At 70.1% G+C, this 15,178-nt stretch carries 14 protein-coding genes; 7 read left to right on the forward strand and 7 right to left on the reverse strand.

What is annotated here, in order from left to right:
* Positions 1-7: 7 nt before the first annotated feature.
* Together LXM90_RS18155 and LXM90_RS18160 are read right to left on the reverse strand one after the other, a co-directional pair.
* Positions 8-1,018 (reverse strand): sulfate ABC transporter substrate-binding protein, encoded by a 1,011-nt coding sequence (locus LXM90_RS18155; RefSeq protein ID WP_234083021.1) that lies wholly within the window; start codon positions 1,016-1,018, stop codon positions 8-10.
* Between the two features lie 412 nt (positions 1,019-1,430).
* Positions 1,431-1,616, reverse strand: a complete 186-nt coding sequence (locus tag LXM90_RS18160; RefSeq protein WP_042672044.1) for a hypothetical protein — start codon at positions 1,614-1,616, stop codon at positions 1,431-1,433.
* A gap of 223 nt (positions 1,617-1,839) precedes the next feature.
* Between LXM90_RS18160 and LXM90_RS18165 the strand changes: the two genes are divergently transcribed.
* From LXM90_RS18165 to fdhE, 5 genes are all read left to right on the forward strand, one after another.
* A complete protein-coding gene (locus LXM90_RS18165; protein ID WP_091682271.1) occupies positions 1,840-2,181 on the forward strand; it encodes a hypothetical protein in 342 nt (113 codons plus the stop codon).
* A gap of 153 nt (positions 2,182-2,334) precedes the next feature.
* The gene (gene fdnG / locus LXM90_RS18170) at positions 2,335-5,415 is read left to right on the forward strand and encodes a formate dehydrogenase-N subunit alpha (RefSeq protein WP_091682269.1); all 3,081 of its coding nucleotides are present in this window, start codon (positions 2,335-2,337) and stop codon (positions 5,413-5,415) included.
* Positions 5,416-5,430: 15 nt separating this feature from the next.
* Positions 5,431-6,363: a formate dehydrogenase subunit beta gene (gene fdxH / locus LXM90_RS18175; RefSeq protein WP_020092426.1), complete on the forward strand. Its 933-nt coding sequence runs from the start codon at positions 5,431-5,433 to the stop codon at positions 6,361-6,363.
* 148 nt (positions 6,364-6,511) lie between these two features.
* A complete protein-coding gene (locus LXM90_RS18180) occupies positions 6,512-7,234 on the forward strand; it encodes a formate dehydrogenase subunit gamma (RefSeq protein WP_205833410.1) in 723 nt (240 codons plus the stop codon).
* Between the two features lie 4 nt (positions 7,235-7,238).
* A complete protein-coding gene (gene fdhE, locus LXM90_RS18185) occupies positions 7,239-8,234 on the forward strand; it encodes a formate dehydrogenase accessory protein FdhE (protein ID WP_103985473.1) in 996 nt (331 codons plus the stop codon).
* 190 nt (positions 8,235-8,424) lie between these two features.
* Here the strand turns inward: fdhE and LXM90_RS18190 are convergent, their stop codons facing one another.
* From LXM90_RS18190 to LXM90_RS18205, 4 genes are all read right to left on the reverse strand, one after another.
* Positions 8,425-8,769, reverse strand: a complete 345-nt coding sequence (locus LXM90_RS18190; RefSeq protein WP_103985472.1) for a hypothetical protein — start codon at positions 8,767-8,769, stop codon at positions 8,425-8,427.
* A gap of 199 nt (positions 8,770-8,968) precedes the next feature.
* Positions 8,969-9,454 carry an SRPBCC family protein gene (locus LXM90_RS18195; protein ID WP_234080989.1) on the reverse strand — a complete coding sequence of 162 codons (486 nt, stop codon included), beginning with the start codon at positions 9,452-9,454 and terminating at the stop codon, positions 8,969-8,971.
* Between the two features lie 212 nt (positions 9,455-9,666).
* Positions 9,667-10,305, reverse strand: a complete 639-nt coding sequence (locus LXM90_RS18200) for a L,D-transpeptidase (protein ID WP_234080990.1) — start codon at positions 10,303-10,305, stop codon at positions 9,667-9,669.
* A 145-nt stretch (positions 10,306-10,450) separates the two neighbouring features.
* Entirely contained in the window at positions 10,451-11,437 is a 987-nt protein-coding gene (locus LXM90_RS18205) for an NAD(P)H-dependent flavin oxidoreductase (RefSeq protein ID WP_103985470.1), read from the reverse strand.
* A 117-nt stretch (positions 11,438-11,554) separates the two neighbouring features.
* Between LXM90_RS18205 and LXM90_RS18210 the strand changes: the two genes are divergently transcribed.
* Positions 11,555-12,445, forward strand: coding sequence for a LysR family transcriptional regulator (locus LXM90_RS18210; protein ID WP_103985469.1), 891 nt, complete (start codon positions 11,555-11,557; stop codon positions 12,443-12,445).
* A gap of 99 nt (positions 12,446-12,544) precedes the next feature.
* On the forward strand, positions 12,545-13,837 hold the full coding sequence (locus tag LXM90_RS18215; protein WP_234080991.1) for an ArgE/DapE family deacylase: 1,293 nt from the start codon (positions 12,545-12,547) through the stop codon (positions 13,835-13,837).
* Between the two features lie 110 nt (positions 13,838-13,947).
* On the opposite strand, the gene LXM90_RS18220 is transcribed toward LXM90_RS18215, so the two are convergent.
* Entirely contained in the window at positions 13,948-15,009 is a 1,062-nt protein-coding gene (locus LXM90_RS18220; RefSeq protein ID WP_103985467.1) for an SDR family oxidoreductase, read from the reverse strand.
* Between the last annotated feature and the right edge of the window lie 169 nt (positions 15,010-15,178).

Here is a 15,178-nt window from a genome sequence, read left to right on the forward strand (position 1 = left end):
TGATGCCTCAGCGGCCGGCCCGGCTCAGACGGTCGAACAGGCCGCCGGCGTCGAAGTTCCGCTTCTGGATCTCGTCCCAGGATCCCTGGAGGTCCTCGATCTTGAACAGCTTGATCTCGGGCAGCTGGGCGAGGTCCGCCGGGGCGGCCGCCTCCCGGCGGATCGGCCGGTAATGGTGCTTGGCGAAGATCGCCTGGGCGCGGTCGCCGTAGAGGAAGTCGAGATAGGCCTGGGCCGCCTTGGTGGTGCCCTTCCGCTCGGCATTGACCGCCACCAGGGCCACAGGCGGCTCGGCGTAGATCGAGGTCGGCGGCGAGACGATGTCGAACTTGTCGGCGCCGAATTCCTGGAGCACGAGGAAGGCCTCGTTCTCCCAGGTCGGCAGGACGTCGCCGAGGCCGCGCTGCGCGAAGGTCACCGTCGAGCCGCGGGCGCCGGTGTCGAGCACCGGCACGTTCTTGTAGACCTGCCCGACGAAGGCGTCGGCCTTCGCGGCGTCCTTATCCTTCCCGTAGGCGTAGCCCCAGGCGGCGAGGAAGTTCCAGCGCCCCCCCGCCGAGGTCTTCGGATTCGGGGTGATCACCTTCACGTCGGGCTTGACCAGGTCGTCCCAGTCCTTGACGCCCTTCGGGTTGCCCTTGCGGACGAGGAACACCACCGTCGAGGTGTAGGGCGTCCCCTGGTTCGGCAGCTTGCTGCGCCAATCCTCGGGGATCTTGTGGGTGAGCTTGGCGATCGCGTCGATGTCGGACGGGATGCCGAGGGTGACCACGTCGGCGTCCACCCCGTCGATCACCGTGCGCGCCTGCGCGCCCGAGCCGCCGTGCGAGGCCCGCACCGTGATGGCCTCGCCGGTCTTGGCCTTCCACTCTTCCGCGAAGGCGGCGTTGATCTCGCGGTAGAGCTCGCGGGTCGGGTCGTACGAGACGTTGAGGAGCGCGGTCTCGGCCGCGGCCGGCAGCGCGCAGGTCAGCAGGCCGGCTCCGGCCAGAAGGGTCAGCCCGATCGCCCGAGCCATCCGGCCCAGACCTGAAGCGTTCGTCATCACGTCCGATCCCCCAGCCATCCGCGGTTGCGACGCAGGGGACAGGCGTCCCCGGGAGGCGCGAAATCGTTCTTTTTACCGAACGAAGTCAAGCCTCGGGTGTGGACCCGCGTGATGCCGTAACGTGATCAGGATCGACGATCGTGCCGGAAATGCAAGATAACTCAGGGTGGTAGACGATTAGAACGCATGGATCTTCTCTGCGACGCCGCCGATGGAGAAGATTTCGTGCGCGGAATCGGGTTTCTCAGAACGAACGATCTTAAGTGCTCTAGCGCACATCGGGCGGCATTCTGCGGGCCGGCGATAGCCGTCGGCGGTTCGCGCCGCACGCGGTTGCCCGCAAGACGGCGATCCTCCGCTCCCCTGTCGGCGGCGGTCCGGGTCAGCGCTTCGGCTTGTCGAGCCGGGCGATCAGGGCCTCCAGCCGCTTGTCGACCGGGGCCGCCAGCGTGTCGGTGAAGAGCGCGCGCAGGTTCTGGCCGAGATGGCGCCGGATGTCGGAGCTCAGCGGCGGCGCGTCGACCGACCGCTCGGTCTCGCAGGGGCGTTCGGGATGCGGCTTCGACATGACCGGGAAATCCTCGCACCTGTGGACACGTACGGTTGCAAGGTTTGGTTAAGGAGCCGTCACCGCCGCGGCCGCGCTTCCGCCACGCGACCCCGGTGCCCCGTGCCGGGTCGGTGTCGCAGGCCGGAACTGCCGCCGCGAAGGCTACGTTGCCCGGGCATTCCCCGCTGTTCATCCCCTGCTGCCATTCTCCCGCATTCCCCCTGCTGCCAGGAGGCGCCCCGTGTCCCGCTCGATTCCCCTGATGATGTCGCTGCTCCTCGGTCTCGCGACGGTGGCGTCGCCCTGTCTCGCGCAGACGAAACCGGGCGAGATCAAGGGCGTCGACGCGATGGGCGACAAGTCCCGCAGCGCGCAGGACGGCTGGAGCCAGGCCCCGGTGCCGCGGGAGCAGTCGGCCGCCAAGGACGCGCCGGACCCGGGCGGCAACTCGATCAAGGAGAATGCCGACCGTCCCGTGCCGCCGGCCCAGCCCGGCGGCACCTCCGCCACCGAGCCGCAGGCGCCCCTGGAGCACCGCACGGCCGGCCCGTCAGGCGCCAATCCGGCCAATCCCAGCAAGTAAAAAAACCGTTCTCATGCAGGATGATGCCGGTGCGACAAACGTGTTGCTTCGGCTGAGACACGGCAACTTGCTGTGTCACGCAACCGCACTTGCCTCGCGCACGCTTTTTTGGGACAGCTTGGAATTATACCAGATCGCTTTTACGGAGCGGAGATGACGGTCCAGGTCTCAAGGCGTGGCCTGCTCAAGGGGGCCGGCGCCGGCCTCGCTGGCGGCTCGCTGGGCGCGCTCGGATTCGGCGGACTCGAGCCCGCCATGGCCGCCGCGGTGCGGCCGTTCAAGCTCGCGCAGATGCGCGAGACCCGCAACACCTGTCCGTACTGCTCGGTCGCGTGCGGCGTGATCCTCTACAGCCTGGGGGACCGTTCGAAGAACGCGCGCTCCTCGGTCATGCACATCGAGGGCGACCCGGATCATCCGGTCAACCGCGGCACGCTCTGCCCGAAGGGCTCGGCGCTGCTCGACTTCGTGCACGCCGAGACCCGCACCAAGTACCCGCTCCACCGCGCCCCGGGTTCCTCCGAGTTCAAGCGCGTGTCCTGGGATTTCGCCCTCGACCGCATCGCGCAGCTCATGAAGGAGGACCGGGACAAGAACTTCGTGGCCAAGAACGGCGACCTCACGGTCAACCGGTGGACCACGATGGGCTTCCTCGGGGCCTCGGCCACCACCAACGAGACGGCCTGGCTGACCTACAAGACAGTCCGAAGCATGGGGGCCCTGGTCTTCGATAATCAGGCCAGAGTTTGACACGGTCCGTCGGTCGCCAGTTTGGCGCCCTCCTTCGGACGCGGTGCGATGACCAACCTCTGGATGGACATCAAGCACGCGGACGTGATCACCGTGATGGGCGGCAATGCCGCCGAGGCTCACCCCTGCGGCTTCAAGTGGGTCGTGGAGGCGAAAGCCCATAACAATGCCAAGCTGATCGTCGTCGATCCGCGCTTCACCCGTACGGCGTCGGTGGCCGATCTCTACTGCCCGATCCGGCAGGGGACCGACATCGCGTTCCTGTCGGGGGTGGCCAAGTACCTGCTCGACAACGACAAGCTGCAGCACCGCTACGTCTCCGCCTACACCAACGCCGGGTACGTGGTCCGCGAGGGCTACGACTTCAGCGAGGGGCTGTTCACGGGCTACGACGCCGACAAGCGCGACTACGACAAGACCACCTGGGACTACGAGATCGGCCCCGACGGCTACGCCGTGGTCGACGAGACGATGCAGCATCCGCGCTGCGTGATGCAGCTCCTGAAGAAGCATCTCGCGATCTACACGCCCGAGATGGTCGAGAAGATCTGCGGCTCGCCCAGGGAGACCTTCCTGAAGGTCTGCGAGCTGATGGCGACGACGGCTTCCCCCGAGAAGTCGATGGCCTCGCTCTACGCGCTCGGCTGGACCCATCACTCCAAGGGCTCGCAGAACATCCGCTCGATGTGCATCGTGCAGACGCTGCTCGGGAACATCGGCGTGCTCGGCGGCGGCATGCAGGCCCTGCGCGGTCACTCCAACATCCAGGGGCTGACCGATATCGGGCTGATGTCGAACCTCATCCCCGGATACCTGAACATCCCGGTGGAGAAGGAGCCCGACTACGCGAGCTACATCGCCAAGCGGCAGTTCAAGCCGCTGCGTCCCGGGCAGACGAGCTACTGGCAGAACTACAACAAGTTCTTCGTCTCGTTCCAGAAGGCGATGTGGGGCGACAAGGCCACCAAGGAGAACGACTGGGCGTACGACTACCTGCCCAAGCTCGACGTGCCGACCTACGACGTGCTGCGCGGGTTCGAGCTCGCCAAGCAGGGCAAGATGACCGGCTACGTCATCCAGGGCTTCAACCCCCTGCTGTCGTTCCCCAATCGCGCCAAGATGACGGAAGCCTTCTCCAAGATGAAGTTCATCGTGGTGATGGATCCGCTCAAGACCGAGACGGCCCGGTTCTGGGAGAATCACGGCGAGTACAACGACGTCGATCCGACCAAGATCCAGACTGAGGTGTTCGAGCTTCCGACCACCCTGTTCGTGGAGGAGGAAGGCTCGCTGTCGAACTCCAGCCGGTGGCTGCAGTGGCACTGGCAGGCGCAGGAGGCGCCGGGCGAGTGCCGCTCCGACATCGAGATCATGTCGGAGATCTTCCTCCGCATGAAGGCGGCCTACAAGAAGGATGGCGGGGCCTTCCCGGACCCGATCGTCAATCTGAAGTGGGATTACGCGATCGCCGAGGCGCCGACGCCGACCGAGCTCGCCCGCGAGCTGAACGGCTACACGCTGGCGCCGACGCCGGACCTCAACGGGACGATCATCCCGGCGGGCAAGCAGGTCGACGGCTTCGCCCAGCTCAAGGACGACGGGACGACCGCCTGCGGCTGCTGGATCTACTCGGGCTGCTACACCGAGAAGGGCAACATGATGGCCCGCCGGGACAACACCGACCCCGGCGACCGCGGCATCGCGCCGAACTGGGCCTTCGCGTGGCCGGCCAACCGGCGCGTGCTCTACAACCGCGCCTCGTGCGACCCCGAGGGTCGCCCGTGGTCGGAGAAGAAGAAGCTCATCGAGTGGAACGGCAAGCAGTGGATCGGCTTCGACGTGCCGGATTACGGCGTCACCGTCGCCCCCGATAAGGGCGTCGGCCCGTTCATCCTGAACCAGGAGGGCGTCGCCCGCCTGTGGACCCGCGGCCTCATGCGCGACGGGCCGTTCCCGACGCACTACGAGCCCTTCGAGTCCCCGGTGGCCAACCTCGCCTTCCCGAAGATCAAGGGCGCGCCCGCGTCCCGCATCTTCAAGGACGACCTCGCCGACCTCGGCGACGCGAAGGAGTTCCCCTACGCGGCGACGAGCTACCGCCTGACCGAGCACTTCCACGGCTGGACCAAGCACGCCCGGATCAACGCGATCCTCCAGCCGGAGGCCTTCGTGGAGATCTCGGAGGAGCTCGCCAAGGAGAAGGGCATCGCCAAGGGCGGCTGGGTCCGCGTCTGGTCGAAGCGCGGCTCCCTGAAGGCCAAGGCGGTGGTGACCAAGCGGATCAAGCCGCTGATCTGCGACGGCAAGCCCGTCCACGTCGTCGGCATCCCGCAGCACTGGGGCTTCATGGGCCACACCAAGAAAGGATGGCACCCGAACTCGCTGACGCCCGTCGTCGGCGACGCGAACACCGAGACGCCGGAGTTCAAGGCCTGGCTCGTGAACATCGAGCCGACCACGCCTCCGTCGGACGCGGTCGCGTAAGGGGGAGCGGCAGACATGGCTGACTACAGCTCCCTCGACATCCGCCAGCGCTCCGCCTCCACGGAGACGCCGCCGGAGATCCGCCGTCAGGTGGAGGTCGCCAAACTCATCGACGTGTCGAAGTGCATCGGCTGCAAGGCCTGCCAGTCGGCCTGCGAGGAGTGGAACGACCTGCGCGACGACATCGGTGTCAACACGGGCACCTACCAGAACCCCCACGACCTCACGCCGAAGTCGTGGACCCTGATGCGGTTCACCGAGTACGAGAACCCGGAGACCAACAACCTCGAATGGCTGATCCGCAAGGACGGCTGCATGCACTGCACCGAGCCGGGCTGCCTGAAGGCCTGCCCGTCCCCCGGCGCGATCGTGCAGTACTCCAACGGCATCGTCGACTTCATCGAGGAGAACTGCATCGGCTGCGGCTACTGCGTGAAGGGCTGCCCCTTCAACATCCCGCGCATCAGCCAGACCGACCACAAGGCGTACAAGTGCACCCTGTGCTCGGACCGGGTGGCGGTGGGTCAGGCCCCGGCCTGCGCCAAGGCCTGCCCGACCGGTTCGATCATGTTCGGCACCAAGCAGGCCATGATCGATCAGGCCCACGACCGCGTCGAGGACCTGAAGTCGCGCGGCTTCGCCCATGCCGGCCTCTACGACCCGGCCGGGGTCGGCGGCACGCACGTCATGTACGTGCTGCACCACGCCGACCAGCCGAACCTCTACGCGGGCCTGCCGAACGACCCGAAGATCTCGCCGCTGGTCGCCTTCTGGAAGGGCGGCGCCAAGGTGTTCGGTCTCGCCGCGATGGGCTTCGCGGCGGTGGCGGGCTTCTTCCACTACGTCACGGCCGGCCCCAACGAGGTCGTGCCCGAGGAGGAGGAAGAGGCGGTCGAGTACGACGAGGCCAAGCGCCGGGAGAATGGCGGGGAGGCCCGGCCGCACTGAGACGCGACGGTCTCCCTCCCCCGCGGGGGGAGGGAGCGCCGCGCCGAACGGTTTCGGCAGGGCGGAGACGGCTCGGGCGCCCGACCCGATTTCGAGTTTCACGGCCCGCCCGCCGCGACGGGCGGCCCCGTCAGGCGAGTGAAGGCCGATGACGATCCAGAACGATGTCCGGGACGGCGATTCCCGCCCCCTCCACCACGCCAAGTCCGAGGCGCCGGAGGTGATGTACGTCCCGCGCTACACCGGCGTGCAGCGCGTGAATCACTGGATCACCGCGATCCTGTTCACGCTGCTGACCCTCTCGGGGCTGGCGATGTTCACGCCCTACCTGTTCTCGCTGACCGGCCTGTTCGGCGGCGGGCAGGCGACCCGAGCGATCCACCCGTGGTTCGGCGTGGCGCTGGCGATCAGCTTCCTCTTCCTGTTCGTGCGCTTCTGGCGGCTCAACATCCCCAACAAGGACGATGTCGAGTGGTCGAAGAAGATCGGCGACGTGGTCACCAACCGCGAGGACCGGCTGCCGGAGCTCGGCAAGTACAATGCCGGCCAGAAGGGCGTGTTCTGGGGCCAGACCGCGCTGATCGGCGTGATGTTCGTGACCGGCCTCGTGATCTGGAACACCTATTTCGGCGGCCTCACCTCGATCGAGACCCAGCGCTGGGCGCTGCTCGCGCACTCGCTGGCCGCCGTCATCGCCATCGCGATCATCGTGGTGCACGTCTACGCCGGCATCTGGGTGCGCGGCACCGGCCGGGCGATGGTCCGCGGCACGGTCACGGGCGGCTGGGCCTACCGGCATCACCGCAAGTGGTTCCGTCAGATGGCCGGCGGCCCGGCGCGCCGCGGCTCGGTGGACAAGCGCGGATCCTGATCGCGTGGCCAACTTCTTCAGGCGGAAACCCGCGGCTCCGGCCGCGGACAAGACCCCGAAACCCGCCGAGGCCCCGAAGCCCCGCCGCCGGGATTTCAGCGAGCTCAAGCCCGATCCCGACAAGATCGGGATCTCGGGCTCGGTCCCGTTCGTGCGCCTGCCCGATCCCGCGACGCTGTTCGCCGACCGGGCCGCGCGCCTGGCGGAGGCCGCGCCCGGGCACCCGCTGGAGGCCTATCTCCGGTTCGTCGGTGAGGTCGCCCGCGCCCAGGCGGCGATCCAGGCACGGTTTCCGGCCCCGCCGGCGCCGGATCCCGCCGATCAGGCGCTGCGGAGCGAGCACGGCATGCCGCCGCTGTCGCGGCACAGCCTCGAGGCCGACCAGGATTTCGACGCGTGCCTCCTGGCGCTGCTCGACGCGCTGGATCTCGCGACCGCGCCCGAGGCCTCGGCCGCGGCGCGGGATGCCCTGCGGGCCGCCGCGCCGGAGGAGCGCCGCGATCTCGCCGTGCAGGTTTTTGAGGGCGCGCTGCCGGTCGACCGGATCGCCGAATGCCTGTTCGTCTCAGCCGCGTTGCAGGTGCGCTTCGCCGAGCGGGCCGCGCGCCTCGACACGCGGACGCTGAAGCCCGTCGCGGACGGCGTCTGCCCGTGCTGCGGCGGCGCGCCGGTGGCGAGCGTCATCGTCTCCTGGACCCCGGCCGACAAGGCCCGGTATCTCAGCTGCTCAGTCTGCGGCACGTACTGGAACCACGTCCGGATCCGCTGCACCGCCTGCGGTGACGGCGAGAACGTGAGCTATTACGGGCTCGATGAGGTCTCGAAGGACGTTCAGGTCGAGACCTGCACGACCTGCCACAGCTACATCAAGCACCTCCACCAGCACCGGGCGCCGGCCCTCGACCCGGTGGCGGACGACATCGCGTCCTACGGGCTCGATCTGAAGATCGCCGAGGACGGGTTCCGGCGCGCCGGATTGAACCTGCTGTTCGTGATCTAGCGCGGGATGCGCCTGTCCGAACCGACGGCCGCATCCTGAGGTGACCGCGTCGGCGGGCCTCGACGGAGAGCGCCGGCGATCGCGAGGCCTCCGCTGCGCTCCGGCACCTCACGATGAGGGGATGGGTTGGACGCGCCTGCAGGATCGAGAGCGCGACGCTGCGACGCGGCGAAACCGGCGAACCCCGCGCTCAGCGGTACCCGTAGCGGCTCTTGGCGGCGGCGAGCAGGTGCAGGGCCTCGCCTGACTTGCCGGCCGAGCATTCCGCGGCGGCCTGGGCGAGGTCGGCGCTGAAGCGGTCGCCCACCGGCTTGTTGAGGTTGCCAGTGGCCACGTCGCTGTCGACGATAGCCTTCGTGCGGGCGATCTCCGGGCCGCAGCCGCTGCCCGTGGGCAGGGCCAGGGGCGCCGGCACGATCGGCGAAGGCTCCGTCACCGCGGGCGTGGCGCGCTGCTGGCAGGCGCCCAGCGCCGCGACGGCGAGGGCGACGAGGCTGAGGCGCATCGGGAGGCGGGACGCGGGCACGGCGATCATCCTGTTGGGGCGCGAGGGGCCGCGCCGCCGAGGTTCTGGGCCGAGCTTGGCAAGGGGTCAATCGCCCCGGCGACATGCCGAAGGGGCGCGCAGCGCGGGACGCGGTTCGCCGCGAACGCGCGATTCCGCTGTTGCCGGAGGGACTTGGAGCGCGCCGCCGGCATCCGGCGTCGGCGGCGCGCTCCGAATCGTGACGGGCTTACTTCGCCTTGTCGGCGAGCGCCTTCAGGCCGGAATCGTAGATGCCCTGGATCGCGTCGGTGGCGACCGTGTCCGGCGCGCCCTTGGCGTTGAAGGTCCCGGTCCAGGTCACCTTCGAGCCGGAGCCGGCGGGGGCGACCGAGAGGGTCGACTTGTAGTCCGAGACCGGCAGCGGGCTCTCGAGGATCGTGTAGGTGTAGCTCATCACCTTGTCGTCGCGGGAGACCTGCTCCTCCTTGATGGTGCCGCCACCCTTGAGGCTGAGGGTGCGGACCTTCATACCGTCCTTGTCCGACAGGGCGCACTTCTCGATGGCGGGGTGCCAGTCGCCGATGCCGCAGAACTCGCCGATGGTCTGCCAGACCTTGGCCGGCGGCGCGGCGATGTCGGCCGAGCGCGTCACCTCGAGGGCGTAGCCCGGCACGGTGGCCGCGGCGAGCGCCAGGGCGGCGAGGGGAAGGGACCGGCAGAAAGCGAAGGGCATCTCGGGGTGTCTCCGTCCGTCTCAGGTCGCGGCAGGGGCCGCGCAGGCTCTGATGGCCGCGCAGGAGCTAGGCCGGGAGGGCGCGCTCGGCAATGGGCGGGAGCGGCGGCACATGACTTTCGCGGTCAGACGACGCGGTCGGTGATCGTCTGCGCGCAGTGGCCGTCGTGGCGCCGAGCGGCCGATACTCGCGACCTGGGCCGCGATCCGGCCTACCAGCCGTCCGTCTCGTCGGCGTCGGCCGGGTAGCCGTAGACCGTCGCGGGCGCGTAGGCCGGCCGGGCCGCCGGGCGGTAATAGGCCGGCACCGACCGGCGCCCCATCTGATCGCTGTTTGCCAGCAGATCGTCCGGCTCGTAGGGGCTGCGGTTCCGGGCGAGCCGGGTGCCGCGCCGGCCACGGTCCGCCATCGGGACATCCGCCCCCTCGATCACCACCCGCGTCCGGCCCATGCCCTGGCTCTTCACGAGGTTGAACAGGGTCGCGGCGTTGCGCACCGACAGGCGCACGCAGCCGTGCGAGGCCGCGCGCCCGAGGCTCCGGACGTGGTTGGTGCCGTGGATGGCGTGGCCCTGGGTCGTGAAGAACATCGCGAAGGGCATGGGCGCGTCATCCCACTCCTTCGAGAAGTGCGTGCGCTCCAGACGGAACGGGCGGTAGGCGCCGGACGGGGTGTCGTAGCTCGCGACGCCGGTCGAGACCGGCCAGGAATAGCGCGGCTGGCCGTCGACGGAGACCTCCATGCGCTGGGTGGTCTTGTCGACGTTGACGAGCACGTCCGCGTTGGCCGTCGCGGGGATCCCCGCGCACAGGAGCAGCCCGGACAGGACGGAGATCAGACCGATACGCATGAGCGACTCCGACTCGAGACGCGCCTCGAGAAACCGCGACGGTTTGCCGTCACGCTAAACCGTCGGCAACACCGAGGTTCCGGTCCGCGGCAACCCTGCGTAGTCACGCTTTGCTGAGCACCCTCACAGCACCCTGGCGGCGCCCTCACGGCGCCGCCGCGGCCATGCCGGAGATCCGGCGGATCGCGGCTTCGGCCTCCTCGGCGATGCGTAGGACGAGGTCGCCGGCGCCCGGCAGGTCGGCGATGAGCCCGACGGCCTCGCCGACCGTGACGTTGGCGACGTCGTAGTCGCCCGCCGCGTCGGCATCCTCCACGTCCCGGCGCCGCTCGGCCGAGGCCGCGCGCAGCGCGTCCTCGCGGCCGTGCCACGTCTCGATGAAGGCGTTGCGCAGGAGTCGGCCGGTATAGGGCTTCGGCCAGGCCCGCTGGCGGGCGATGTCGTAGACCTGCGTGCGGATCGTGTCGTCGCCGGTCGCGGCGAGAACCCGCTGCTTCGCGGCCGGGTGGATCAGCGCCTCCCGGCTGGCCCAGAACCGGGTCCCCATCAGGACACCGTCGGCCCCCAGCGCCAGGGCGGCGGCGAGGCCGCGCCCGTCCGCGATGCCGCCCGCCGCGAGGAGCAGCGTCTCGGGGCGCTCGCGGGCGATCAGGTCGGCGACCGCCGGGACGAACGCCGCGGTGCCGCGGGCGGTGAGGCCGTGGCCGCCGGCCTCCGTCCCCTGCGCCACCACCGCGGCCGCGCCGACCTCCAGGGCACGCCTCGCATGCGCCAGGGTGTGCACTTGGCAGATCAGCGGCACGCCGGCGGCGCGGATCCGGTCCGCGAACGGCGCGGGATCCGCGAAGGAGAGCATCAGGGCCGCGGGCGACCGGGCGAGCGCCGCGTCGAGGAGCGACGGGTCCCGGGCCATCGACCACGTGATGAAGCCGCAGCCGACCCGCTGATTGCCCGCGCGGGCGAATTCCCGGTCGAGCGTCGCGTGGTCGCCGTAGCCGCCGCCGATCAGGCCGAGGCCGCCGGCGGCGCTCACCGCCGCCGCGAGGGCACCCCCCGAGGCCGGGTCCATGGGGGCTAGCACGATCGGGTGTCGCAGCCCGAAGGCGTCGGTGAGTCTGGTCCTCAAGGCCATGGATCCCCTCCCCCGGGTAGCGTCTCGGTTGCGCGCGCCGCCCGCCAGGGATTAGCGCTCGCGCGATGGCGGAAAAAATGATTCCTTCTGAAGGAAGGCATCGGAAAAGCAGATGACATGAACAGCACCGACCTGATGTTCTTCGCGGCGGTGGCCGAGACCGGCGGCATCGGGCGGGCGGCGGCGCGGCTCAACACCGTCCAGTCCAACGTCACAGGCCGGATCCGCGCCCTGGAGCAGGCCCTGCGCGTGCCGCTGTTCCACCGCTGCAGCCGCGGGGTGACGCTGACCCGGGCGGGGGAGCGGCTCCTGCCCTACGCGCTCCAGGTCGGGCAGCTGCTCGCGGAGGCGCGCCACGCCCTGCTGGCCGAGGGCGAGCCGCGCGGACCCCTGCGGATCGGCGCCATGGAGACGACCGCGGCCCTGCGCCTGCCCGGCCCGCTCGCGGATTTCGCCGCGGGTCACCCGGAGGTGGACATCGAGCTGGAGACCGGCCCGACCGAGCACCTGATCGCCCGGGTCCTCGACCGGAGTCTGGAGGGGGCCTTCGTGGCCGGCCCGGTCGCGCAGGCCGACCTCGTCGGGATCCCGGTCTTCACGGAGGAGCTGGTGCTGGTGGCGCACCCGGCCGTCGGCGACCTCGCGGCGCTGCTCGACCGGCTGGCCCGGGCGCGCGACGCGAAGGTGCTCGTGTTCCGGGCCGGCTGCTCGTACCGGAGGCGCCTGGAGGCGTTCCTGGCCCGCCAGGGCCTCGTGCATGTGCGACGCATGGAATTCGGGACCCTCGACGGCATCCTCGGCTGCGTGGCGGCCGGCCTGGGCGTGACCCTGGTTCCGCGGGCCGTGGCAGAGCCGGCGCGCCGCGCGGGCCGGGTCTCGGTTCACCCGGTGCCCGACGGGGACGGGCACGTCCCGACGCTGCTGGTCCACCGCGCCGACGACCGGCCGAGCGCGGCCTTCGCGCGGTTCGCCGAGCAGGTGCGGACGGCGCTCCCGGATGTGACCTAGGATCCCGGTTCCGGCACGCGCCATGCTCTCGGCAACCGCCGGTTGACAGCGGCCCGGGCCCGGGCGCTTCCTCCCGGCCGCAGACGGTTCGGAGTTTCCATGGCCCTCGACCCCACCCTCGCCGCCGAGATCGAAGCCTCCGTGGCGGAGGGCTTCGCCGATCAGGTCGCCCACACGCAGGCGCTCGTCCGGTTCGCGTCCCTGCGCGGGGCGGAGCATGCCTGCCAGGACTACGTCTTCGACCAGTTCCGTGCCCGCGGCTACGCCACCGAGCGCTTCGCCATGGACCGGGACGCCATCGCGGCCCATCCGGGCGGCTCGAAGATCGACGCCGCGCACCATTCTGACGCGCCGATCGTCGTCTGCCACCACAGGCCGGGCACCGAGACCGGGCGCTCGCTGATCCTGCAGGCCCATGTCGACGTCGTGCCGCCGGGGCCCCTCGACCTCTGGACCCACCGGCCCTTCGATCCGGTGATCCAGGGCGACTGGATGTACGGCCGCGGCGCCGGCGACATGAAGGCCGGGCACGCCGCCAACCTGTTCGCCCTCGACGCCCTGGCGCGCCTCGGCCTGCAGCCGGCGGCCTCCGTGACGGTGCAGTCGGTGGTCGAGGAGGAATCCACCGGCAACGGCGCCCTGATGACCCATCTGCGCGGCTACCGCGCCGACGCCGTGCTGATCCCCGAGCCGGAGGACGAGAAGCTCGTGCGCGCCAATACCGGCGTGCTCTGGTTCACCGTCGAGGTGCGGGGCGTCCCGGTCCATGTCCGCGAGATGGGCGCCGGCGCCAACGCCATCGACGCCACGTACCGGGTGATCGGCGCGCTGCGCGATGTCGAGGCCCGCTGGAACGCCGAGAAGGCCGCGCACCCGCATTTCGAGACCGAGGACCACCCGATCAACCTCAACATCGGCAAGATCGAGGGCGGCGACTGGGCCTCCTCGGTCCCGGCCTGGTGCCGGATCCACTGCCGGGTGGCGCTCTACCCCGGCGTCACCGCCGCGCAGGCCGCCGCCGAGATCGAGGCCGCGGTGGCGTCCTTCTCCCGCACCGACCCGTTCCTGGCCAACAGCCCGCCGCGAGTGGTGTTCAACGGCTTCTTCGCTGAGGGTTACGTGCTGGAGGAAGGCTCTGAGGCCGAGGCGGTGCTCGGCCGCGCCCACGAGCGGGCGATCGGGTCGCCGCTCCAGAGCTTCATGACGGCGGGCTATCTCGATACCCGGGTCCACGCCCTCTACGACCGGGTTCCGGCGCTCTGCTACGGCCCGACCTCCCAGAACATCCACGGCTTCGACGAGCGGGTCAGCCTCGCCTCGGTGAAGCGGATCACGACCACCATGGCGCTGTTCGTGGCCGAGTGGTGCGGGACGGAGCGGAAGGCGGGGTGAGCCGCCGTCCTTGCGAGCGTAGCGAAGCAATCCAGGGCAGCGCTGCGCTCACGGGCATCGTGCATCCCTGGGTCGCGTCGCTTCGCTCGCGATGACGGCGGTGCTCGCCGTCAGGGGATCAGCCGGTCCGCGCGGAGCTGGGCGAACAGGTCGTAGAACGCGTCGTCGGTCGGCTGGTAGGTCGTGAAGCCGAGGCGGCGGTTCTTGCTCATGTCGGTGACGACCTCGATCGGCCGCCCGAGATCGGCATCCGTGTGCCAGGGAGAGGCCAGCTTGGTGAGATCCGGCTCGGCGAGGCCGTGGCGCGCCGCGATCTCGGCCCAGGCCGGGCCGTCCTGCGCCATCCGGGGCTCGAGCGGCCGGTGCGTGCCGTCGAACGGCACCGCCTCGATCCCGAACCAGGCGGCGATCCGGCCCCACATCCAGCTCCAGCGGAAGACGTCGCCGTCGACGACGTTGAACGCCTCGTTGGCGGCCCTCGGCTCCGTCGATGCCCAGAGCAGCTGGCGGGCGAGGAGCCGCGCGTCGGTCATGTCGGTCAGGCCGTTCCACTGCGCGGCCGAGCCCGGGAAGACGAACGGGCGTCCCAGCTCCCGGCACAGGGTGGCGTAGCAGGCGAGCGTCGTGCCCATGTTCATGGCGTTGCCCACCGCCTTGCCGATGATCGTGTGCGGGCGGTGGACGCTCCAGGTGAAGCCGTCGCGGGCGGCGGCCGCGAACACGGCATCCTCCTGCGCGTAGTAGAAGTTCTCGATGTCGAGGCGGCCCTGGTCCTCGCGGAACGGCGTCTGCGGCAGGGTGCCTTTGCCGTAGGCCTCGAACGGGCCGAGATAGTGCTTCAGCCCGGTCACCAGGGCGACGTGGCGGACGCTCTTCTTGGGGCGGAGCGCGTCGAGCAGGTTCTCCACCATCGCCCGGTTGACGCGGATCATCTCCGCCTCGGTCGGGCGCCGCTGCCAGGTCGCGAGGAACACGTGGCTCGGGGCGAGGTCGGAGAGCGCCTCCGCCAGGGAGGCCGGATCCTGCAGGTCGCCGGCCACCGGCACGACGCCGTCCTGCCGCACCGGGTGACGGGCGAGGCCCGCGACCGTCCAGCCTTCCTGGGTCAGCAGCGCCGCGGTGGCGCTGCCGACGATCCCGCTCGCGCCGACGATCAGGGCGGTGTTCGACATGGAAACCCTCGTGCCCGGCCCAAATCCGGGTCCGGGGCAGATGGGCGCGGGTGGTGTCGCGACAACCCCGCCGCGCGGCGGGGACGCCTGTGCGGCGCGCAAGGGTTGTGTGATCGCGAGCCCCACGTCATCGCGAGCGTAGCGAAGCGACCCAGGGCAGCGCGCGGTT

It is taken from the genome of Methylobacterium oryzae (assembly GCF_021398735.1).
In the GTDB taxonomy this organism is placed as follows: domain Bacteria; phylum Pseudomonadota; class Alphaproteobacteria; order Rhizobiales; family Beijerinckiaceae; genus Methylobacterium.

Coding starts and splice junctions, on each gene's coding strand:
- LXM90_RS18160 (WP_042672044.1), bottom strand. CDS start 1,616: ATGTCGAAGCCGCATCCCGAACGCCCCTGCGAGACCGAGCGGTCGGTC.
- fdxH (WP_020092426.1), top strand. CDS start 5,431: ATGGCTGACTACAGCTCCCTCGACATCCGCCAGCGCTCCGCCTCCACG.
- LXM90_RS18200 (WP_234080990.1), bottom strand. CDS start 10,305: ATGCGTATCGGTCTGATCTCCGTCCTGTCCGGGCTGCTCCTGTGCGCG.
- LXM90_RS18180 (WP_205833410.1), top strand. CDS start 6,512: ATGACGATCCAGAACGATGTCCGGGACGGCGATTCCCGCCCCCTCCAC.
- LXM90_RS18215 (WP_234080991.1), top strand. CDS start 12,545: ATGGCCCTCGACCCCACCCTCGCCGCCGAGATCGAAGCCTCCGTGGCG.
- LXM90_RS18210 (WP_103985469.1), top strand. CDS start 11,555: ATGAACAGCACCGACCTGATGTTCTTCGCGGCGGTGGCCGAGACCGGC.
- LXM90_RS18190 (WP_103985472.1), bottom strand. CDS start 8,769: ATGATCGCCGTGCCCGCGTCCCGCCTCCCGATGCGCCTCAGCCTCGTC.
- LXM90_RS18155 (WP_234083021.1), bottom strand. CDS start 1,018: ATGGCTCGGGCGATCGGGCTGACCCTTCTGGCCGGAGCCGGCCTGCTG.
- LXM90_RS18205 (WP_103985470.1), bottom strand. CDS start 11,437: ATGGCCTTGAGGACCAGACTCACCGACGCCTTCGGGCTGCGACACCCG.
- LXM90_RS18220 (WP_103985467.1), bottom strand. CDS start 15,009: ATGTCGAACACCGCCCTGATCGTCGGCGCGAGCGGGATCGTCGGCAGC.
- LXM90_RS18195 (WP_234080989.1), bottom strand. CDS start 9,454: ATGCCCTTCGCTTTCTGCCGGTCCCTTCCCCTCGCCGCCCTGGCGCTC.